The organism is Mesorhizobium sp. M7A.F.Ca.US.008.03.1.1, assembly GCF_003997495.1.
In the GTDB taxonomy this organism is placed as follows: domain Bacteria; phylum Pseudomonadota; class Alphaproteobacteria; order Rhizobiales; family Rhizobiaceae; genus Mesorhizobium.
The window spans coordinates 266,666-286,955 of record NZ_RZRU01000007.1 but is presented as its reverse complement, the minus strand read 5'-3'; the positions used below and the strand labels follow the sequence as shown (position 1 = coordinate 286,955).

Genomic DNA, 20,290 nt, shown 5'->3' with positions numbered 1-20,290 from the left:
TCTCCCCTTGAGGGGGAGATGGCCGGGAGGCCAGAGGGGGGTAAGGGCGCAAACGCAGAGGGAGGGAACCGGAAAGCCATGCCCAAGGCATGCTTAATTCGGCTTGGGTTTGTCAATCCTGCAGCACGCCGCCGGCGCCTTCCAGCGCCTCGCGCGTGTCGACATCGACAGACGCCGCCGCGCCGATCTCGACATCGATGACATCGAGCCCTTCGGTCTCGACCAGATGGCGAGCGCCGGTGTCGCCTTCGAGATGGGCGATCGCCGGAAACAGCGAACGCGGCAACAGCACCGGGTTGCCGCGCCTGCCGTCATGCGAGGCGCGCACCACCGAATTGCCGCCGGCCTTGCGGAAAGCATCGATCAACCTGTCGAGGTCATCGGACGTGATATCAGGCATGTCGCCGAGAACGATCATCACGCCGGCGGCGTCTTCCGGCAGATAGGCAATGCCGGCCTTCAGCGAAGTGGACAGGCCCTCGGTAAAATCGGGATTGTCGGCGAAGGTCACGTCGAGGCCCGCCAGCGCGGCGCGCACCCGCTCGCGCTGGTGGCCGGTGACGACGACAGTGCCAGACGCCTTCGAGCCGAGCGCCCGCTCGGCGGTGCGGCGCACCAGCGGCTTGCCGTCGAACAGTGCCAGAAGCTTGTTCGGCCCGCCCATGCGGCTCGACCGGCCGGCCGCCAGCAGGACGATGCCGACCCTGAGCTGGCTTTTGGCCGGCAGCGGTTCGCGCGGCTGCGGTCGCGTCGGGATTTCCATCAACAGCCCGCCGACGCCCATGCCGGCAATATCCCTGGCCGTCACGTCGAGACCGGCGATCAGCCTGTCGAGCACCCAGTCAAAGCCGTTTTCCTTGGGGCTGCGGGCGCAGCCGGGCGCGCCAATGACGCGCTTGCCATCAAGCATACCCAACACCAGCAGGTTGCCTGGATCGACCGGCATGCCGGCGCGGATGACAGTACCACCCGCTTTCTGGATCGCCGCTGGAATGACATCGGCGAAATCGCTCATCGCCGAGGCGCCGAAGATCACCACCATGTCATTGTCACGCACCAGGGAAGCCGTGGCCTCCGCCACCGGCGCGATCTCATGCGGCGTGCGGCGCTCGGCCGTCAGCCTGCCCCCGGTGCGCGCCAGCCGCGCTTCGGTGACGCGCAGCGTCTTGTCCAGCACGGAAGGCTTGATGCCCGGCAGAACCGTCTGGATGACGCCGACACGCACGGGCCGGTAGGCATTGACGGCAAAGATCTCGCCTGCGGCGCAGATTTCTGTCGCGGCGTCGACCAGCGCCGAACTGACCGCGAAGGGAATGATTTTCACCGTCGCGACCATCTGGCCTTTCTCGACCGGCGCATGCTGCGCCAGCGTGGCGATGGTGATGGCTGGATCGATGGCATTGATGGCGTCGATGGCAGCGGCATCGACCGTGAAGATGCCCGGCGCCTTGGCATGGAGGTTGACCCGCCCGGTCGCGGCAGGCTTGGCCTCGATGCCGCGAAAGGCCATGCTCTCGGCAATCGTTTGCGCGGCCGCATCCTCGCCGAGGTCGTCCTCAGCCAGCACAGCCGCAACGACCTCGAAAACACCGGCAGCCCGCAGCAGTGTCACATCTTCGGCGCTCAGCCTGTGCGCCTTGCGGAAGCGGCGTTCACCAGCGATGGTGGAGTGCGCCAGCACCGCGCCTTCCGCCGTCTCGATCGGGATCGGGCCGAATTTCACGCAGCCGCGCCCTTGGCATCGAGACCGCGCGAGCGGAAGGCGTGGATCGCCTGGGCCAACACCGCAACAGCGATCTCTCCCGGGCTGGCAGCACCGATGTCGAGCCCGATCGGCGCATGAATACGCGCGATCTGTTCGGCGCTCGCGCCCATTGCCAGCAAGCGTTCGACGCGCTTGGCATGCGTCTTCCTGCTGCCGAGCGCTCCGACATAGAAACAGTTGGCGTCGAGCGCGGCCTTCAGCGCGAAATCATCGACCTTCGGGTCATGGGTGACAGCGGCGAGCGCGGTGTAGCTGTCAAGCGGCTGGCGTTTCAGCACATCCTCCGGCCATTCGGCATGCAGCGCCACGTCGGGAAAGCGATCCGGCGTGGCGAAGGCGGTGCGGGGGTCGATGATCTCCACTGGATAGCCGGCGATCTTCGCCATCGGCGCCAGCGCCTGGCTGATATGGACGGCGCCAATCACGACCAGACGCGGCTGCGGCAGATGCGCGTTGAGAAAGAAAGTCCGCCCCTCTGCTTCGACCGAACCGGAGTTGCCGGTGCGGAACGCCTTGGCGATCGCGGTTCCGAGATCGCCGGCGACCTGATCGCCCTCGCGCACGATCCGGTCGCGGCCATCACCGAGATCGGTGACCAGGATCGCCGCGCGGCGGGCGCGTCGTTCGGCGTTCAGTGTTTTCAGTGCATAGGGATCCATTCGAGATCAGCCGAGCCTTTCGACATACACCTTGATGCGACCGCCACAGGACAGGCCGACCTGCCATGCGGTTTCATCGGCAACACCGAACTCCAGCATCCTGGCCTTGCCGCTGTCGATGACGTCGATGGCCTCGCTGACCACAGCGCCTTCGACGCAGCCGCCCGAGACGGAGCCGTGGAAATTGCCGTCGGCGTCGATGACCAGATGGCTGCCTACAGGTCGGGGCGCCGATCCCCAGGTCTCGACCACTGTCGCGATGGCCACGTCCTTGCCGTCCTTCATCCAGCCCTCCGCAATGATCAGCGGGTCGCGGGCCTCATCCAGATAAATGCTGTTTTCCATGACCGTTTCTCCAGAAGTCTGTTTTTCTCGGGATCTGTTTTCCGGATGGGAAAGATATGGTTATGCGGCGTGCCTCGCGCCAGCTTCCAGCCACCGGCGCGGATCGACGGATTGTGCCGACTTCTTGTCCAATGACGCGCAGAGATCGGCGAGCGCGTCGAGATTGTGCACCGAGCGGAACTCGTCGACATGCGGCAGCATCGCCTTGACGCCACGGGCGCGCGCCTGGAAGCCGTCGAAGCGCAGCAATGGGTTCAGCCAGATCAACCGCCGGCAGGATTTGTGCAGGCGCTCCATCTCCTCCGACAGGCCGGCGACATCGTCGCGCTCAAGCCCATCCGTGATCAGAAGCACGACTGCGCCCTGCCCCAGCACGCGCCGCGACCATATCAGGTTGAACTCAGCCAGCGTGTCGCCGATGCGGGTGCCGCCCGACCAGTCCCTGACCGCCGCCGAACAGTCGGCCAGGGCTGCATCGGGGTCGCGATGGCGCATCTGCCGGGTCAGGTTGGTGAGCCGGGTACCGAAGACGAAGGTGTGCACGCGCCGGCGTTTTTCCGTCAGCGCATGCAGGAAATGCAGGAAAATGCGCGTGTACTGGCTCATCGAGCCGGAAATGTCGGCGAGCACAACCAGCGGCGGATGAACCTCCCGGGCTGAGCGGAATTTCGGCAGGATCAATTCGCCGCCGGTGCGCGCGGCCGAACGCATCATGGCGCGCGGATCGATGCGACGACCATGCGCATCGGCCTTGAAGCGGCGCGTCCGCACCATGTCGAAAGGCAGCCGCAGCTGGGCGATCGCCTTCTTGGCGTCGGCCATTTCGGCGGCGTTCATCTGGGCAAAGTCCTTGGCCCGCAGCACCTCATTGCCGGAGAAAGTGAAGCGGGCGTCGACCTCGATCTCGGGGATTTCTTGGCGCGGCTGGTTTTTCTGGTGGCCTTCGAACATGGCCTGGCTGACTCGGTTCTCGGCAGCACGGGGCTTCTGCTTTTCCCTGTTGTCTGGTGCGACCGGCGAAAACATCGCCAGCATCTTTTCGATCAGCTCGCGCGATTTCCAGAACAGCCGGAAGGCTTCATCGAAAATGGCGTGATCCTCATGCCGCGACACCAGCACGGCGTGCAGCGTCCAGTAGAAATCATCGCGCGAACCGATGCCGGCGGCGAGCACCGCCTCGATTGCGTCCTTGACCGAAGCCGGCCCGACCCGCATGCCGGCCTTGCGCAAGGTGCGGGCAAAATAGACGATGTTGTCGGCGATCCGCCCGTGCGGCATGGCCTCTTTCGGTTCGGTGCGCAACATCGCCTACTCCGCCGCCGAAAGCTCGGCCTTCACCTCGTTGAGGATGCGCCGGCCTTCGCCCTGTTCGATGCGGGCAATGTCGTCCTGGTATTTCAACAGCACGCCGATCGTGTCGGACACGGTTTCCGGATCGAGCGCCACCTTGTCGAGCTCGGTCAGCGCGCCGGCCCAGTCGATGGTTTCGGCGACACCAGGCACCTTGAACAATTCGATCTGGCGCAGCTTCTGGATGAAGGAGACCACTTCTGCCGAAAGCCGCTGGTTGGCCTGCGGCACCTTGCGGCGCACGATCTCCAGCTCGCGCTCGGCATTGGGATAGTCGACCCAGTGATAGAGGCAGCGCCGCTTCAGCGCGTCATGGATTTCACGGGTGCGGTTGGTGGTGATGATGACGATCGGCGGTTCTTCCGCCTTGATAGTGCCGAGTTCGGGCACCGTCACCTGGAAGTCAGACAGGATTTCGAGCAGGAAGGCCTCGAACGCCTCGTCGGTGCGGTCGAGCTCATCGATCAGGAAAACCGGGGCAGCGCCCGTCTTTCCGGTCAGCGCATCGAGCACCGGTCGGCGGATCAGGTATTTTTCGGAGAAGACGTTGCGCTCCATGGCGGAGCGCTCCACCTTGCCGGCCGCCTCCTCCATGCGGATTTCGATCATCTGCGCGGCGTAGTTCCACTCATAGACGGCGGACGAGACGTCTAGGCCTTCATAGCACTGCAGGCGGATCAGCCGGCGGCCAAGCGCCTGTGCCAACACCTTGGCGATCTCGGTCTTGCCGACGCCGGCCTCGCCTTCGAGGAAAAGCGGCCGCTTCATACGCAACGACAGGAACAGCACGGTCGCCAGCGACCGGTCCGCCACATAGTCCGCACCGGTCAGGAGATCGAGCGTCTCGTCGATCGTCCGTGGCACGGCGCGCGGTTTCAGCTCGGTCATTCTTTCTCCGTGAACGCCGCCGCTCCGCTTTCCAGGACGTGGTAGCCGCGGGCGTGATAGATCAGCGGCCGCAAATTATCGCCCATCCGCAGGCCTGTCACCTTGCCAAAAAGCACACGATGGGTGGCCAGGTCCTTGGTGTCGATCAATTCGCAGTCGAACACGGCGAGCGCACCTTTCAGCGTCGGCGCGCCTGTCGAGATCACGTCCCACTCGCCGAGCGCGAAACGTTCCTCGACCGGCAGGCCGGTGATGCCGGAAAAGCCGACCGACAGCGGCTCCTGGTGCGAGGCCAGCGTGTTCAGGGCAAACCTGCCGTTTTTCACGAACAGCTCATTCTTGGCATTTTCGCGGTTGAGACAGACCAGGATGGTGGGCGGCGTGTCCGACACCGAACAGGCGGCGATCACCGTCGTGCCTCGCCTGCCGGCCGGCCCGTCGGTGGTGACCACATGGACGTGGCCGGCAAAGTGGCTCATCGCATCGCGATAGGCCTGCGGCCCAATGTCGTTCTTCTTCAGCACCGTAAATTTTCCATGGTCAGGATCCTACCGACATATATGGCCAGACATAGCCCGCCACAAGCGAAGTGCCTGAGCCATATCCCGAAATTCGCGTGTTGCACCAAGGCCGGGCAGCCTTTAGGTCTTGGCGGCAATAGTGCCAGGAGCATAAGACCGGCACGGAGGACCCCATCGCCCGAATGCGACCCAGGACAACAACAATAGCGGCGCTGTTCTGGCTGTTCATGGCCAGCGCCGCCAGCGCCCAGACGCTGCTGGTCGGCGTCTCAGCGCCCCTGTCGGGACCATCGGCCATTCTCGGCAAGCAGATCGAGGCCGGCACCGGTCTGGCCGCCGAAGCGAACGGCATCGAACTCAAGATCGTGGATGACGCCTGCACCGCCGATGGCGGCGCTGCCGCGGCCAGGGAATTCGCAGCCGCCAAGGTCAATATCGTGGTCGGCTTCCTCTGCACCGAGGCGATCGAGGCGGCGATGCCTATCCTCAAGGACGCCAACATTCCCGTCATCACCGTTGGTGTGCGAACCGAAAGCCTGACCGACCGCCGCGCCAAGACCGGCTGGCCGGTCTATCGCCTCGGGCCACGCGGCGACGATGAGCGCAACACCGTCGCCTCCGCCCTCACCCGTCTGTGGCAGAACGAGCTGTTCGCCATCATCGACGACGGCACCATCTATGGCCGTGAGATCGCCGAGACGTTGCGGGCTGCGGCCGAGCAGGCGGCGCTGAAACCTGTGTTCGTCGACACGTTCCGGCCACAGCTCGACAATCAGATCGGCATGATCGGTCGCCTGAAGAAGGCCGGCGCCACGCATGTCTTTGCCGGCGGCGACGGCGACGACATCGCCATCATGGGCCGCGATGCCGCACAGCTTCAAGCGGGCATCGTCTTTGCCGGCGGCGAAAATCTCCGCACACCGCCGGGCGACGTGCCCTATGCCTTGGGCACACTGATGATCGCACCGCCGGAATGGGCCGATGTCGCCGACCCCAAAGTGCTGGCAGCCTTCGCCACGCAGAAGATCGTGCCGGATGGTTATACGCTGCCGGCCTTTGCGGCGATCGAGATCGCCAAGGCGGCGTCAGGCTTGTCCGAAAGCTCGGGCAAGCCGATGACTGAAGCCCTGACCGGACAGGATTTCACCACTGCGATCGGGCCGATCCGGTTTGATGCGAAGGGCGACCTCAGCAAGAGCCCCTATCGCGTCTTCCGCTTCGACGGCACGCGTTTTGCGCCTTTGGAAAGCAACTGATGTTTCGCACCGGCCCACGCAACCTGATCACCGACGTTGCCGGCCTGCGCGTCGGCAATGCGTCCGACGCGAGGCTGAAATCAGGCGTCACGACTATCCTTTGCGATGGGCCGACGGTGGCCGGCGTCCAGATCCTGGGCGGTGCGCCGGGCACCCGCGAGACAGACCTTCTCGAACCGCACAATTCGGTCGAGGTGGTGCACGCCGTGGTGCTTTCGGGCGGTTCGGCTTTCGGCCTTGACGCGGCTTCCGGCGTGCAGGCGGCGTTGCGTGAACGCGGCATCGGCCTCGAGGTCGGTGGCTTTCGCGTGCCGATCGTGCCGTCGGCGATCCTGTTCGACCTGCGCAATGGCGGCGACAAGGATTGGGGCCGTTATCCGCCCTACCGCGAGCTTGGCTATGAAGCAGCGCAAACCGCCACCGCCGATTTCCAGCTTGGGACGATCGGCGCCGGCACCGGCGCGCTTACTTCGGGGCTGAAAGGCGGCCTCGGCTCCGCCTCGACGCTGCTCGACAATGGCGTCACCATCGGTGCGCTGGCCGCCGTCAACCCGACCGGATCTGTGACAACAGGTCGAACCCGCCATTTCTGGGCGGCACCGTTCGAAATCGGCGACGAATTCGGTGGGCTTGGCTATCCCTCGCCGATGCCGGACGAGGCGAAACGGATTCTTTTGAAATACCGCGACAAACATTTTGACCAGCAGACGGAGACCGGCGGCAACACCACCATCGCCGTCATTGCCACCGATGCCGTTCTCACCAAGGCCGCTGCAAAACGGCTGGCGATATCGGCGCATGACGGGTTCGTGCGCGCCATCTGGCCGACCCACACGCCGGCCGATGGCGACCTGGTGTTTGCGCTGGCGACGGGCATGAGCGGCATCGAACTCGCCGCCGATGCGGCGATCGATCTCTACGCTGCGGCCGGCGCCACGATGGCGCGGGCCATCAGCCGCGGCGTGTTTGCCGCGACGCCTGCCGAAAACGATCTGTTTCCGGTCTGGTCGTCACGCTTGGGGTGAAGCGAAGGGTTGATCAGACCGGATCGGACTTTTCTTCCTCGAACGTCACCGCGACATCGGAATTCGCCGACAGCCAGACCTTCTTGCCATCGACCTCGGCAATCAGGCTCAGGGGAATGTAATGGTGATGGCCCTTGTGAGCGCCCTCGCCGCTATCGGCCCTGGTCAGCTTGATGCGCTGGCCATCGACCTTGTCGACGGTGCCGACATGCACGCCATCGGCGCCGACGACTTCCATATGTTCACGAATTTTGCTGGTGTCGGTCATGGTGGTTCTCCATTGGAACTGCCGACATTAACAAATGACAGGCCGATTGGATGCATCGGCTTTCGCACTGCACGACGTTTTGATTCTGTCGTGCTAGGGGATTGAGACGATGACGGGGGTGAAGACCGATGCGAATGCTCTTTCTGTTTGCCGTTGGCCTGCTTGCACAGTTTGCGACCTCGATCGCCGCTCATGCCGGCGATGTCGCCGAACTTGAAATCCTCGGCTTCACCAAGGACGGCAGCGTCTTTGCTTTCGAGGAATATGGCGTGCAGGATGGATCGGGCTTTCCCTATGCCAACCGCTACCACATCGACACCAGCACCGACAGCTTTCTCAAGGGCACACCGATCCGGGTCCGGCTTGAGGACGAGAACGCCAAACTGGACGCGGCCCGCCTTCAGGCCCGGCAAAAAGGCGAAGCCATTGTCAGTCAGGCCGAGCTGAGCGCCAATCGCGGCATCACCGCGGGTTTCAATCCGGTGACCGAGCTTTCGGCCGATCCGCACCGGATGGCGGTCAACCCTCGCCCGATCTTCTCGCCGGTCGACCAGCCGCTCGAGTTCCGCCTCGACGAGCTAGGCATGAACAGCACCGCGGGCTGCGAGAGCCAGGGCGAGATCAACGGCTTTCGGCTGCTGCGCATCGAGGCGCAGGATGGCGGCACGACGAAGCTGCTGCACGAAGACAAGGCGATACCGAAAAGCCGGGGTTGTCCGAACGGCTATCGCATCGGCGCCGTGCAGACCTTTTCTATGGACAGCCTCAGCGCCTATGCGGTGCTGATCGCGGTGCGCCAATACGGCTTCGAGGGGCCGGACTTTCGCTGGATCGCGGTGACCGGCCGGCTGTGACATCCCCTGCTCAACCCGCCGCGCGCGATCGTGCGTTGAACCACCTTCGCCGCGCGATACCGACGCCGCGCACGGCGCTTTTCGGCGCCTTGTTGTGGGCTGTGACGATGGGCGCCAGTGCACTTGTCACTCTGTTGTTGGACGACTGGCAGACGCCGGCGAAAATCCGCATTGTCACCGCGCTGTTTGCGGTGGGAGCTGCGCTGGCCTTTCCGATCGGTCTGTTCGCGGCGCGGCTGGTCTCGCAGGGAAGGCGCTGGGAGGTTGCCTTCGCCGCGGCGTTCGTGTGCCTCGCTGCTGCGACGATCGGCCTGACCGGCGGGCTGTTTGCCCTGCAGTATCGCTCCTATTACGCCGAGTGGCATGCACCTGCTTTCACCCGCACCTGGGTCCTCCAGTTCGTCTTCACGACGTTGATTGCGCTCTATCAGTTCGTGGTGCTGGGCATCCGGCTCTATTTTCCAGTTGGTTTCATCGCTCTGTTTGCCGCGGGCGTCTGGTTTGCGCGCCAGCAGCGTTGAGCATTTTGCTCGCCTCTGTTAGGACGCGGGCAAACTTCTCGATATGTCAGGACTGACCGATGATCCCTCGCTATTCCCGGCCGGAAATGGTCGCCATCTGGTCGCCCGAAACCCGGTTCCGCATCTGGTTCGAGATCGAAGCCTATGCGTGCGACGCGCTGGCAGAACTCGGGGTGATCCCCAGGGAAGCGGCAAAGACCATCTGGGAAAAGGGCAGTGCGGCAAAATTCGACGTCGAGGCGATCGACGAGATCGAGCGCGTCACCAAGCATGACGTCATCGCCTTCCTGACCCATCTTGCCGAATTCGTCGGACCGGACGCCCGCTTCATCCACCAGGGCATGACCTCGTCGGACGTTCTAGACACCTGCTTTGCGGTGCAGCTCACCCGCGCCAGCGACATCCTGCTCGCCGACATCGACGGTCTGCTTGCAGCATTGAAGCGCCGCGCATTCGAGCACAAGGATACCGTCACCATCGGCCGCAGCCACGGCATCCATGCCGAGCCGACCACCTTCGGCGTCAAGCTGGCGCAGGCCTATGCCGAATTTTCGCGGTGCCGTGAGCGGCTGGTGCATGCGCGCGAAGACATCGCCACCTGCGCCATTTCGGGCGCGGTCGGCACCTTCGCCAACATCGAACCCTATGTCGAGGAGCACGTGGCGGCGAAGCTCGGCCTGAAGCCCGAGCCGGTGTCGACGCAGGTGATCCCGCGTGACCGCCACGCCATGTTCTTTGCCACGCTGGGCGTCATCGCCTCGTCGGTCGAGCGGCTGTCGATCGAGATCCGGCATTTGCAGCGCACCGAAGTGCTGGAGGCGGAGGAGTATTTTTCGCCGGGCCAGAAGGGCTCGTCGGCCATGCCGCACAAGCGCAACCCGGTGCTGACCGAAAACCTCACCGGCCTCGCCCGCATGGTGCGGTCGATGGCGCTGCCGGCGATGGAAAATGTGGCGCTCTGGCACGAGCGCGACATCTCGCACTCCTCGGTCGAACGCATGATCGGGCCGGACGCCACGGTGACGCTCGATTTCGCGCTGTCACGGCTGACCGGCGTCATCGACAAGCTGCTCATCTATCCCGACAACATGCTGAAGAACATGAACAAGTTCCGCGGTCTCGTGCATTCGCAGCGCGTCATGCTGGCGCTGACGCAGGCCGGCCTGTCGCGCGAAGACTCCTACCGGCTGGTGCAGCGCAATGCCATGAGAGTGTGGGAGCAAGGCGCTGATTTCCTTGAGGAATTGTTGGCCGACAAGGAAGTGACAGCAGCGCTGCCGGAAGCCGATATCCGCGAGAAATTCGACCTGGGCTATCACACCAAGCATGTCGACACGATCTTCAAGCGGGTGTTCGGATAGGATTTCGATGCGACTGGCTGTCCTTTCCGACATTCACGGGAATCTGCGCGCGCTTGAAGCGGTTCATGCGCGGATCAAGGACAATTCTCCCGACATCATCGTCAATCTGGGTGATTGTCTCTCCGGGCCGCTATGGCCGGAAGAAACCGCGCAATATTTGATTGCACAGACCTGGCCGACCGTGCGCGGCAATCACGACCGTGTGCTGATCGAGCCGCCGGCTTCCGGGCTGGAAGACGTCGATGCCTTTACCCACCATTGCCTCTCCCAGACGTCATTGGCCTGGCTTTTGGCATTGCCGCTTGCCCTGACGCTCGGCCCTGAAATTCTGCTCTGCCACGGCAGCCCCAGCGACGACGAGACGTTCCTGCTCGAGGAAGACGGCGGCAATCACTTCTATCCATCCAATCAAAAAGAAATCAGACACAAGCTCGGCAGCATCGATGCCGGGCTGACCTTGTGCGGCCACACCCATACGCCGCGCGTCGTGCGGCTTTCCGATCGCCAGACGATCCTAAATCCCGGCAGCGTCGGTGTTCAGGCGTTTCCCGGCCTTACCGTGACCGGCAGCCCGCATGCCCGCTACGCCCTCGCCACGCACAAGCGCGGAGAATGGTCATTCAGCCATCACGCAGTCGGTTATGACTGGGCCGAAGCGTCCCGCCGCGCGACGGCGGCCGGCTTCGACAGTTGGGCACACGGATTGCTGACCGGTTACGCCGCCAGTTCTGTTTAAGAGCGCAGCGGGCGCTTAGCCGGCAACGCCAGGCACGGTGCGGATCACTGTGCCCCACGGGTCTTCCCGCGTGGTTTCGGTGGATGCCTTGTCCGAACGCATTTCGACCCAGGCAAGGCCCGACCGGCTCGGATCGCGGCGGCCGACGCCCGAACTCTGCCAGGCGTTGGCGCCGATGTGGTGATGATAGCCGCCCGACGACAGGAACACCGCCTGGCCGCCATATCTCGCCACCGTGTCGAAGCCGAATTCCTGGTTCCACCAGGCTTCGGCGTCTTCCGGCCTGCCAACACGCAGGTGGACGTGGCCGACGATGCTGTTTTCCGGCGCGCCCTGCCAGCCGGCGTCACCCGCAGGCACTTCGGCAACGACGGACGGAATGTTCAGCCGCTCCGTTGCCATGGCAATCTTGTCGCCATTCCACTTCCAGTCCTGCGGACGGCGGTCGGCATATATCTCGATACCGTTGCCTTCGGGATCGGTCAGGTACAATGCTTCGCTGACCAGATGGTCGGAAGCGCCATCGATGGCGATCTTGTTTGATATGGCGTGGTTGATCCAGCGACCGAGATCAGCGCGGCTGGGCAGCAGGAAGGCAGTATGGAACAGGCCTGCGCTGCGCGGATCATCCGGCTTGGCCGAAGGATCGGCCTCGATGACCAGCAACGGACGGTTGGCGGCGCCCAGCGTGATCGCACCATCGGCGCGGCTCAGTTCCTGCAGGCCGACGACGCTGCGATAATATGCGGCAAGGCTTTCCGCGTCGCGTGCCTTCAGCCCGACGCGGGCAACGCTGACCGGGGTGGTGGCGGCAAAAGGCAACTCGCTCATCAAATGCTCCGTTCGACCGACCTGCGATGAAGCTCCCAAAGCGAGAAGCCCCACTCCGCCGATCATTCTACGTCGTGTCAGTTCCACAGTCAGGGTTCCCGCACACGGCTGTTTCTTTTCCTAACCACAGATCGTCCATCGGCATCGTTCACACAAGACGCGAAGAAGCGAACATGGTGTTCACTATTGTGATCAAAAGTGGCGTTTCTGCCGGTTGCGCGAAGCGATGCCGCTCGCTATCTCAGCGCCATGAAGGTCAAGGAAGCAGATATTCTCATCGTGCCGGGCTACACCAATTCCGGCCCCGACCATTGGCAGAGCCGCTGGCAGTCGAAGCTGTCGACGGCGCGCCGCGTCGAACAGGCGGAGTGGTCGAAGCCAGTGCGCGAGGACTGGACGGCGAGCGTCGCCAAGGCGGTCAACGAGGCCGAGCGGCCGGTCGTCTTGGTCGCGCACTCGCTCGGCGTCGCCACTGCAGTGCAAGCTATTCCGCAATTCCGCAAGCCGGTCGCCGGGGCCTTCTTCGTGGCACCTCCCGACGTCGCCAATCCCGAGATCAGGCCCAGGCACCTGATGACCTTCGGCCCCTACCCGCGTGAGCCGCTGCCCTTTCCCTCGATCGTGATCGCCAGCCGCAACGATCCGTTCTGCGCCTTCGATGTCGCAGAGGATATCGCCGGCGCCTGGGGTTCGCTGTTCATCGATGCCGGCGAGACCGGTCATCTGAACCCGGATTCAGGCTTCGGACCGTGGCCCGAAGGTTCAATGACCTTCGCCAAATTCCTGACGGATCTGAAACCCTGAGCGTCTTCAGGACCCGATCGAATCGCGGACGCTCTTGATCAGCGTTTTTGCGCCAAGCCCGATCAGCGAATGCTCGGAGCCCATGGCCAGCAGGCGATAGCCCATCGACACGACACGGCCGGCAATTGCCGGCTCGACAACGTAGATCGCCGCATGTTTGCCGGCCTTGCGGGTGCGCTCGGCCACCGATGCCACCGTCTCCATCATGCTTTCCAGCGTCGAATTGACCGTGGCGCCATTGCTCCAGGCGATCGAGAAATCCGACGGGCCGAGGAAGATGCCGTCAATGCCGGGCGTGTCGAGGATGCCATCGAGCGCATCGAGGGCCGCACGCGTCTCGACCATGGCGAAGGCCATGGTGCGCTGGTTGGTGTCGCGCAGCCAGTCGGCCTGGTCGCCTTGGCCGTGGCGCGGAAAAGCGTAAGTCGGGCCCCAGGAGCGCTCGCCGAGCGGCGGGTATTTCATGGCCGCCGCGAACAGTTTTGCGTCGGCAACCGAGTTAACCATCGGCGCGATGACCGCCTCGGCGCCGAAATCGAGCGCGCGGCTTGCCATGTCGAAACGGCCAACGGGAATGCGCACCAGCGCCGGCTTGCCGGTTGCGAGCACCGGCACCAGACCACGCAGCACGCTGTCTTCGTGATGGCCGCCATGCTGCATATCGAGCGTGACGGCATCGAAACCCTGCTTGGCGATGATTTCGACGGTCAAGGCATCCGGCACACCGGACCATGCGGTGAACAACGTTTCATCGGCCGCGAGGCGGGACTTCAGGGACATGGGCTCTTTCCTTGTTAGCGACCGCAGTTTCAGCCCGAAACCGCGGCAAAGGCAAAGAAAAACCGCCCGGATAGGCCGGGCGGTGGATTGGTCCAGCGTATGGCCACAGGATCAGCGCATGGCCCGGATCAGGTGTTCTTGATCTGCTCGATCGCTTGCGCCATCAGCTCGTCCATGGTGCGGCGGATCTGGTGGTCCGACTGCTCGACGCCGGCCGCGTCGAAATCCCCACGAATCTTGCGGAACACGTCGTGGTCGCCGGCCTCTTCGATGTCGGAGATAACCACTTCCTTGGCATAGGCGTCGGCGTCAGTGCCGGACTTTCCGAGCTTTTCGGCGGCCCACAAGCCGAGCGCCTTGTTGCGGCGCGCCGAGGCCTTGAACCGAAGCTCCTCGTCGAATGCGAATTTACGCTCAAAGCCCTCTTCGCGGTCTTTCATGCTGCTCATGGCGTCCCTCCGGGTCAAATTCGATTCGTTGGCAGTGAATATGTGCGTTGCCAAAGCACAAACCAAAAGGTCGCGGGCCGGTCAATACGCTTCATCGCATGCTGCGCTGCGGCATTTCAGTCCCGAAAGCGGTTGATTGGAAGGATTTGCCGATTGAGCAAACGATGTGATTGGGATAGACCCGGCATTGAACCCTACCGTAGCCGCACTATTTCAGGCAGACGGACAGGAAATGGTCTGATACCGCCTGTCCGGAACCCCAGAGAAAAATCAGATGAAAAATCGCCGCCGCATTTATGAAGGCAAGGCCAAAATCCTCTATGAGGGACCCGAACCGGGCACGCTTATCCAGTTCTTCAAGGATGATGCAACCGCGTTCAACAAGAAGAAGCACGAAGTCATCGACGGCAAGGGCGTCCTCAACAACCGCATTTCCGAGTACATATTCAACCATCTCAACCGCATGGGAATCCCGACCCACTTCATCCGCCGGCTCAACATGCGCGAGCAGCTGATCAAGGAAGTCGAGATCATTCCGCTCGAAGTGGTGGTGCGCAATGTCGCCGCCGGTTCGCTGTCCAAGCGTCTCGGCATCGAGGAAGGCACGGTTCTGCCGCGCTCGATCATCGAATTCTATTACAAGGCCGACGCGCTCGACGATCCGATGGTTTCGGAAGAGCACATCACCGCGTTCGGCTGGGCGAGCCCGCAGGAGATCGACGACGTCATGGCGCTTGCCATCCGCGTCAACGACTTCCTCTCCGGCCTGTTCATGGGCGTCGGCATCCAGCTCGTCGACTTCAAGATCGAGTGCGGCCGCCTGTTCGAGGGCGACATGATGCGCATTGTCGTCGCCGACGAGATCTCGCCGGACTCCTGCCGCCTGTGGGACGTGGCGACGCAGGACAAGCTCGACAAGGATCGTTTCCGCCGCGACATGGGCGGCCTCGTCGAGGCCTACCAGGAAGTTGCCCGCCGCCTCGGCATCATGAACGAGAACGAGCCGCCGCGCCCGACCGGCCCGGTGCTTGTCGCCTCGACCGACGGCCTCAAAGGCAAGCCGCACTGATAGTGGCTTGCGCCCCGAACTTTAGAACAGGAGCATGTCCAGCGTGATCAAGGCCCGCATTACCGTCACCCTCAAGAACGGCGTGCTCGACCCGCAGGGCAAGGCGATCGAACATGCATTGTCCGGCCTGGGCTTCGGCGGTGTCGGCGCGGTGCGGCAGGGCAAGGGATTCGACGTCGAGCTGGCGGAAAGCGACAAGGCCAAGGCCGAAGCCGACCTCAAGGCCATGTGCGACAAGCTGCTGGCGAACACGGTGATTGAGAATTATAGTGTGACACTTACCTGAGGTTGTGTCGGAGGCACTATGCCGGAAGTCACGAATGAGCTGATGTTCGAGCTTCTGAAGCCCGTGCATCACGAAATCGGTGAGCTTCGTCAGGATGTTTCCGAGGTGAAGCGAGAGTTGAACGTGCTTCGGGGCCATATGGTCGCGATGCAAAGCGATATTCATAACATCTATGGCATTCTTGCCCGCCACGACGACCGCCTTGAACGCATAGAACGTCGTCTCGACCTGCGAGAACTCGCCGAAGCACAGAGGCCCTACGAATCGAAATGAAATCAGCCGTCGTCCTCCTGCCTGGCCTCAACCGCGACCGCGACATGATTGCGGCGCTGACCAAGATTTCGGGAACGCCGCCGGTCACCGTCTGGCAAACCGACACCGAAATCCCCGATGTCGACCTGATCGCCATTCCGGGCGGCTTTTCCTTCGGCGACTATCTGCGCTGTGGCGCGATCGCCGCGCGCATGCCCGTCATGCGGGCAGTGGCCGAAAAAGCGGCCGCGGGCGTGACGGTGATCGGCGTCTGCAACGGTTTCCAGATCCTGGTCGAAGCCGGCCTGTTGCCAGGCGCCTTGATGCGCAACACCTCGCTGAAGTTCGTCTGCCGGCAGGTGAAGCTCGAGATCACCAACGCCAACACCATGTTCACCCGCCGCTATCAGCCGGGCCAGATCATCCGCTCGCCTGTCGCGCATCATGACGGCAATTATTTCGCCGACGCCGACACGCTTGCCCGTCTCGAAGGCGAAGGCCAGGTAGTGTTCCGCTATGCCGAGGGCACCAACCCCAACGGCTCGATCAACGACATTGCCGGCATCGTCAACGAGCGCGGCAATGTGCTCGGGCTGATGCCGCATCCGGAAAACCTGATCGAAGCAGCCCATGGCGGTACCGACGGCCGCGGACTGTTCGAGAGCGCCCTCGGCATCGCTGCCTGACGATATCGAAGCGAACAGCTTGAAAACAGCCGGACATTCCTGTCTCTTTGGAGCAAGTCTGGTTCATTGGGGAGAGAGACGGTCATGAAACTCTATTCGCGGCCGTTGTCGCCCTACTCGTCGATCGTGCGGGCACTGGCCTACATCAAGGACGTGCCGCTAAAGATCATCGCGCCGCCGCCCGGCTTTCCCATCCCGGAAGAGTTTCGCGCCATCTCGCCGATGAACCGGATTCCGGTGCTGATCACCGGCTCGGGCGAGACGATCGTCGAATCGGTGGTCATCGCCGAATATCTGGAGGAACGGTTTCCGGAACCGGCGCTGCTGCCGCCCGATTCCAAGGACCGCGCGCTGGTGCGTATGTTCGCCCGCATCACCGATCTCGATGTGCTGACCCCGATGATGAAGCTTTTCGAGCTTCATTCCGTGCCGAAGCGCAACAATGTCGAGATCGACGCCCAGTTCGCCCGCCTGCATCATGGACTGGCGGCGATCGAGGCCCGCATGGCACAAGGGCCCTTCGCACTCGGTGATGACATCAGCTTCGCCGATGCCTGGCTGACGCCGACACGGTTCATCTTCAACAATTTCCGCGCCATGACAGGACGCCACGACCTGCTCGATGCCTATCCCAAATTCGACGCCTACCAGCAGATCGCCTCGCAACACCCGGCGTTGTCGCGTGTGTGGGGCGAGATGACCGATGGTTTGAAGATTTTTCTGTCCGAGCTCGAGATGGGTGCCGCTTGATCAAGTCGAAGACGATCGCGCTGGTCGCCGCGGCGGGCTTTGTGCTGGCATCCTGCCAGTCGACGCCAAAGAGCACGCCTGTTCCCTCGGGCAAAAGCGCGGCGCTGCTGGCCATGGAACAAGTGGCGATCGCTGCCCACAAATGCTGGATCGCCAGCAAGGATCCGGCCTTCAAACCGTACCAGATGGCCAATGAGCTGAATTCGTTCAGCGGCACGCCGCGTTTCCTGCTGGTGCCGGCCAAGCACTATGGCGGCAAACCTTTGCTGGTCGTGCAGGCGCAAGGCAATTCTAGCCGCGTCGACGTCTTTGGACCGCTGATGAACGATCCGCTCGGCGCCCGCATCGGCTCCGACATTGCCCGCTGGCAAGCCGGCAATCCGGCCTGCGCCGCGACGGCCTAGCCCATGGGCCGCTTTCTGCAGATTGTGGGGCTGGTCATCGGTCTGGCGGGGCTCATCCTGCAGTTCTGCATCAGCATTCCGGCATCGATGGAAGCCGGCCGCAGCCTGCTTGGCTCCATCATTTTCGTCTTCAGCTTCTTCACCATCCTGACCAACATCGGCGCGGTGCTGGTTCACACCTCGCTGCTGTCGCCCTCCGGCTATGCATGGTTGCCCGCCTTCGCCGGACCGCGGATGCGCGCCGGCGTCGCCGTTTCGATCGCCCTGGTGTTCATCGTCTATGCCACGATCCTGGCACGGCTCTGGCAGCCGCAGGGCCTGTTCCTGCTCTGCGACGTGCTGCTGCATTATGTGACGCCGGTGCTGTTCGTGCTGTGGTGGCTGACATCAGGCGCCGACGGCCGGACGCGCTGGAGCGATATCTCCTGGTGGATGCTCTATCCCGTGGCCTATCTGGGCTATGCGCTGGTACGGGCTCCGCTTGCCGGTGAAGTGCCCTACCCCTTCCTCGATGTCGCCAAGAATGGCGCAACCAGCGTCGCCATCTCGGCGGCGGCCATCACCGGACTTTTTCTCGTGCTGTGCGTGGTCGCTGTCCTTGCGGACCATGGCGTTGCGCGCACCAGGGCCCCAAAACTCCGTTAGCTTTCAGTCCCAGAACGGCCTAATGCCCTCGCGGTGGGCATCGCAGCGCGAGACGCCGATATCCTTAAGCTGATCGTCTGTCATTTCCAGTAGCGCCAGCCGGCTGCGGCGGCGCTCCAGCAAGTTGTCGATCCATCTTGCCAGCGACCTCAGCACGCGCACAAGGCGGCTGACAAAGCCGCGCTGAACCGACGGGCGTGTCGATTGGCCTGACAATGCAGCACTCGAATCACGTATTGTCACGATTGTATTCATTTTCTTTCGCCAACGCTCTAAATTGTACCCTTTTGGCACACGATTGATATGTATTGACTCATGTACCTGCGCAATATAGAAAATTGTCACCATGACAAATTGGCTTCCAGATCTCACTGCCGGCTCCGGCCCGCTGTATCAGCGGCTGGCGGATTCCATTGAGACGGACATCGATCGGGGCGTGATAGATGCCGGCGCAAAGCTGCCGCCGCAACGCGACCTCGCCTACGACATCGGCACCACTGTCGGCACGGTCGGTCGGGCCTACCAATTGCTGCGCGAACGTGGGCTGGTGAGCGGTGAAGTCGGGCGTGGAACCTATGTGCTCGGCCAACGCGCGAAGCCGGATTTTTCGGCTCCGGACGTCGGCGGCGAAGGCTCACGCTATATCGATGCGCCTAAAGGCAAGCTGCGTTTCGACAGTACCGCAGCACCCGACATCGGCCAGGGCGCTGATGTCGCCGATGTGCTATCACGCACGGCGCAGGATCATCCGCATGAGATTTCTAGCTATACGCGGGATTTTCCCGACCGCTGGTACGAAGCCGGCGCCCGCTGGCTGTCGCGCAATTCCTTCCGCCCGAATGCCGATGCAATCGTCCCCACACTCGGCACCCATGCCGCGGTGATGGCGGCGATCGCGGCGCTGACCACGCCTGGCGATTATGTTGCCTTCGAGCATCTCACCTACTCGCAGATTTCCCGCAGCGCCGGCCTGATCGGTCGGCGCACCGCGTTGGTGGCATCGGACGATGAAGGCATCGATCCGCAGGATTTCGAGCGCGTCTGTGCGCAAAAGCATCCCAAGATGATCTTCCTGATGCCGACGGCGCAGAACCCGACGCTGGCCACCTTGTCGGCGGCGCGCCGCGAGGCGATCGCCCGTGTCGCACGCGAATACAACGTCGTCATCATCGAGGACGACCTCTATGGCAATCTGACTGATGATCCGACACCGTTGCTGGCCCAATATGCGCCTGAACGGACCATTGTCGCGGGCGGCCTGTCGAAGTCGGTCGCAGCCGGCGTGCGCGGCGGCTGGCTTTCCTGTCCGCCCGCCTACCGCCACCGCATCCGTGTCGCCCATAAGATGATGACCGGCGGCATGCCCTTCCTGCTGGCGGAGGTGAATACAAGGCTGGTGCTGTCCGGTCAGGCGGATGAGATACGCAAGCGCAGCATCGCCGAAATCGGCGCCCGCATCGCCATCGTGCGCGAGACTTTGGCCGGCTTCGCGTTCAAATCGCATGACAGGGTGCCCTTTGTCTGGCTGACCCTCCCCGACCCCTGGCTTTCCGGCACCTTCAAGAACGCCTGCCTTGAGCATGGCGTGCTGATCGACGACGAGGACGAATTCAAGGCCGGCCGTTCCGAGCAGGTTTTCCACGGCGTCCGCTTCGGTGTTTCGCAACCGAGGCAGCGCAAGGACATCGCCGAAGGCGTTGCGGTGATCCGGCGACTTCTCGATGAAGGCCGCGCCGGCTACGACAGCTTCTCCTGACACTGCGTGGCTTTGTCCGGTTTTCCGTC

26 protein-coding genes are annotated in these 20,290 nt (G+C 63.0%); 15 read left to right on the top strand and 11 right to left on the bottom strand.

Features of this window, described 5'->3' with window-relative positions; translation table 11 throughout:
• Positions 1-112 precede the first annotated feature (112 nt).
• From EOA16_RS12630 to EOA16_RS12605, 6 genes are read right to left on the bottom strand one after another with little or no spacing between them, the layout of a single operon-like run.
• Complete coding sequence (locus EOA16_RS12630; RefSeq protein ID WP_127258333.1) at positions 113-1,723, bottom strand: molybdopterin-binding/glycosyltransferase family 2 protein; 1,611 nt, start codon at positions 1,721-1,723, stop codon at positions 113-115.
• Positions 1,720-2,424, bottom strand: a complete 705-nt coding sequence (locus EOA16_RS12625; protein ID WP_127258331.1) for an XdhC family protein — start codon at positions 2,422-2,424, stop codon at positions 1,720-1,722. The genes EOA16_RS12630 and EOA16_RS12625 overlap by 4 nt, the downstream gene beginning before the upstream one ends.
• A gap of 6 nt (positions 2,425-2,430) precedes the next feature.
• Entirely contained in the window at positions 2,431-2,769 is a 339-nt protein-coding gene (locus tag EOA16_RS12620; RefSeq protein WP_013532112.1) for an XdhC family protein, read from the bottom strand.
• A 60-nt stretch (positions 2,770-2,829) separates the two neighbouring features.
• Positions 2,830-4,074 carry a VWA domain-containing protein gene (locus EOA16_RS12615; RefSeq protein WP_127258329.1) on the bottom strand — a complete coding sequence of 415 codons (1,245 nt, stop codon included), beginning with the start codon at positions 4,072-4,074 and terminating at the stop codon, positions 2,830-2,832.
• Positions 4,075-4,077: 3 nt separating this feature from the next.
• Positions 4,078-5,007: a MoxR family ATPase gene (locus tag EOA16_RS12610; RefSeq protein ID WP_127258327.1), complete on the bottom strand. Its 930-nt coding sequence runs from the start codon at positions 5,005-5,007 to the stop codon at positions 4,078-4,080.
• Positions 5,004-5,531: a flavin reductase gene (locus tag EOA16_RS12605; RefSeq protein WP_127258325.1), complete on the bottom strand. Its 528-nt coding sequence runs from the start codon at positions 5,529-5,531 to the stop codon at positions 5,004-5,006. The genes EOA16_RS12610 and EOA16_RS12605 overlap by 4 nt, the downstream gene beginning before the upstream one ends.
• Positions 5,532-5,710: 179 nt before the next feature.
• On the opposite strand from EOA16_RS12605, the gene EOA16_RS12600 reads away from it, so the two are divergent.
• Positions 5,711-6,784 carry an ABC transporter substrate-binding protein gene (locus EOA16_RS12600; RefSeq protein WP_127258323.1) on the top strand — a complete coding sequence of 358 codons (1,074 nt, stop codon included), beginning with the start codon at positions 5,711-5,713 and terminating at the stop codon, positions 6,782-6,784.
• Positions 6,784-7,809 (top strand): P1 family peptidase, encoded by a 1,026-nt coding sequence (locus tag EOA16_RS12595; protein WP_127258321.1) that lies wholly within the window; start codon positions 6,784-6,786, stop codon positions 7,807-7,809. The genes EOA16_RS12600 and EOA16_RS12595 overlap by 1 nt, the downstream gene beginning before the upstream one ends.
• Before the next feature lie 13 nt (positions 7,810-7,822).
• Here EOA16_RS12595 and EOA16_RS12590 read toward each other — a convergent pair whose 3' ends face one another.
• Entirely contained in the window at positions 7,823-8,077 is a 255-nt protein-coding gene (locus tag EOA16_RS12590; protein WP_027036965.1) for a DUF2171 domain-containing protein, read from the bottom strand.
• Positions 8,078-8,205: 128 nt separating this feature from the next.
• Between EOA16_RS12590 and EOA16_RS12585 the strand changes: the two genes are divergently transcribed.
• The 4 genes from EOA16_RS12585 (at position 8,206) to EOA16_RS12570 (ending at position 11,549) form a co-directional block, all read left to right on the top strand.
• The gene (locus tag EOA16_RS12585) at positions 8,206-8,931 is read left to right on the top strand and encodes a DUF2259 domain-containing protein (protein ID WP_127258319.1); all 726 of its coding nucleotides are present in this window, start codon (positions 8,206-8,208) and stop codon (positions 8,929-8,931) included.
• A 107-nt stretch (positions 8,932-9,038) separates the two neighbouring features.
• On the top strand, positions 9,039-9,452 hold the full coding sequence (locus tag EOA16_RS12580; RefSeq protein ID WP_127258371.1) for a hypothetical protein: 414 nt from the start codon (positions 9,039-9,041) through the stop codon (positions 9,450-9,452).
• Positions 9,453-9,511: 59 nt separating this feature from the next.
• Positions 9,512-10,813: an adenylosuccinate lyase gene (gene purB, locus EOA16_RS12575; protein WP_127258318.1), complete on the top strand. Its 1,302-nt coding sequence runs from the start codon at positions 9,512-9,514 to the stop codon at positions 10,811-10,813.
• Positions 10,814-10,820: 7 nt separating this feature from the next.
• Complete coding sequence (locus EOA16_RS12570; protein ID WP_127258316.1) at positions 10,821-11,549, top strand: metallophosphoesterase family protein; 729 nt, start codon at positions 10,821-10,823, stop codon at positions 11,547-11,549.
• 15 nt (positions 11,550-11,564) lie between these two features.
• Here EOA16_RS12570 and EOA16_RS12565 read toward each other — a convergent pair whose 3' ends face one another.
• Positions 11,565-12,380: a VOC family protein gene (locus tag EOA16_RS12565; protein WP_127258314.1), complete on the bottom strand. Its 816-nt coding sequence runs from the start codon at positions 12,378-12,380 to the stop codon at positions 11,565-11,567.
• A gap of 249 nt (positions 12,381-12,629) precedes the next feature.
• Between EOA16_RS12565 and EOA16_RS12560 the strand changes: the two genes are divergently transcribed.
• Entirely contained in the window at positions 12,630-13,184 is a 555-nt protein-coding gene (locus EOA16_RS12560; RefSeq protein ID WP_127258369.1) for an alpha/beta hydrolase, read from the top strand.
• A 6-nt stretch (positions 13,185-13,190) separates the two neighbouring features.
• Here EOA16_RS12560 and EOA16_RS12555 read toward each other — a convergent pair whose 3' ends face one another.
• Both EOA16_RS12555 and EOA16_RS12550 read right to left on the bottom strand, forming a co-directional pair.
• Complete coding sequence (locus EOA16_RS12555) at positions 13,191-13,964, bottom strand: HpcH/HpaI aldolase/citrate lyase family protein (protein WP_127258313.1); 774 nt, start codon at positions 13,962-13,964, stop codon at positions 13,191-13,193.
• Positions 13,965-14,092: 128 nt separating this feature from the next.
• The gene (locus EOA16_RS12550) at positions 14,093-14,413 is read right to left on the bottom strand and encodes a DUF1476 domain-containing protein (RefSeq protein ID WP_127258312.1); all 321 of its coding nucleotides are present in this window, start codon (positions 14,411-14,413) and stop codon (positions 14,093-14,095) included.
• 274 nt (positions 14,414-14,687) lie between these two features.
• Here EOA16_RS12550 and purC point away from each other — a divergent pair, with 274 nt between their 5' ends.
• From purC to EOA16_RS12515, 7 genes are all read left to right on the top strand, one after another.
• Positions 14,688-15,482: a phosphoribosylaminoimidazolesuccinocarboxamide synthase gene (purC, locus tag EOA16_RS12545; protein ID WP_013532127.1), complete on the top strand. Its 795-nt coding sequence runs from the start codon at positions 14,688-14,690 to the stop codon at positions 15,480-15,482.
• 43 nt (positions 15,483-15,525) lie between these two features.
• A complete protein-coding gene (gene purS / locus EOA16_RS12540; RefSeq protein WP_127258367.1) occupies positions 15,526-15,768 on the top strand; it encodes a phosphoribosylformylglycinamidine synthase subunit PurS in 243 nt (80 codons plus the stop codon).
• An 18-nt stretch (positions 15,769-15,786) separates the two neighbouring features.
• Entirely contained in the window at positions 15,787-16,041 is a 255-nt protein-coding gene (locus EOA16_RS12535) for a hypothetical protein (RefSeq protein WP_127258311.1), read from the top strand.
• A complete protein-coding gene (purQ, locus tag EOA16_RS12530; protein WP_127258310.1) occupies positions 16,038-16,706 on the top strand; it encodes a phosphoribosylformylglycinamidine synthase subunit PurQ in 669 nt (222 codons plus the stop codon). The genes EOA16_RS12535 and purQ overlap by 4 nt, the downstream gene beginning before the upstream one ends.
• A gap of 84 nt (positions 16,707-16,790) precedes the next feature.
• Positions 16,791-17,456, top strand: a complete 666-nt coding sequence (locus EOA16_RS12525; RefSeq protein WP_127258308.1) for a glutathione S-transferase family protein — start codon at positions 16,791-16,793, stop codon at positions 17,454-17,456.
• On the top strand, positions 17,453-17,860 hold the full coding sequence (locus EOA16_RS12520; protein ID WP_023810339.1) for a hypothetical protein: 408 nt from the start codon (positions 17,453-17,455) through the stop codon (positions 17,858-17,860). The genes EOA16_RS12525 and EOA16_RS12520 overlap by 4 nt, the downstream gene beginning before the upstream one ends.
• Positions 17,861-17,863: 3 nt before the next feature.
• A complete protein-coding gene (locus EOA16_RS12515) occupies positions 17,864-18,505 on the top strand; it encodes a Pr6Pr family membrane protein (RefSeq protein ID WP_127258306.1) in 642 nt (213 codons plus the stop codon).
• Between the two features lie 3 nt (positions 18,506-18,508).
• Here the strand turns inward: EOA16_RS12515 and EOA16_RS12510 are convergent, their stop codons facing one another.
• Positions 18,509-18,760, bottom strand: coding sequence for a DUF1127 domain-containing protein (locus EOA16_RS12510; RefSeq protein WP_127258365.1), 252 nt, complete (start codon positions 18,758-18,760; stop codon positions 18,509-18,511).
• Between the two features lie 91 nt (positions 18,761-18,851).
• On the opposite strand from EOA16_RS12510, the gene EOA16_RS12505 reads away from it, so the two are divergent.
• Complete coding sequence (locus tag EOA16_RS12505; protein ID WP_127258304.1) at positions 18,852-20,261, top strand: PLP-dependent aminotransferase family protein; 1,410 nt, start codon at positions 18,852-18,854, stop codon at positions 20,259-20,261.
• Positions 20,262-20,290 lie beyond the last annotated feature (29 nt).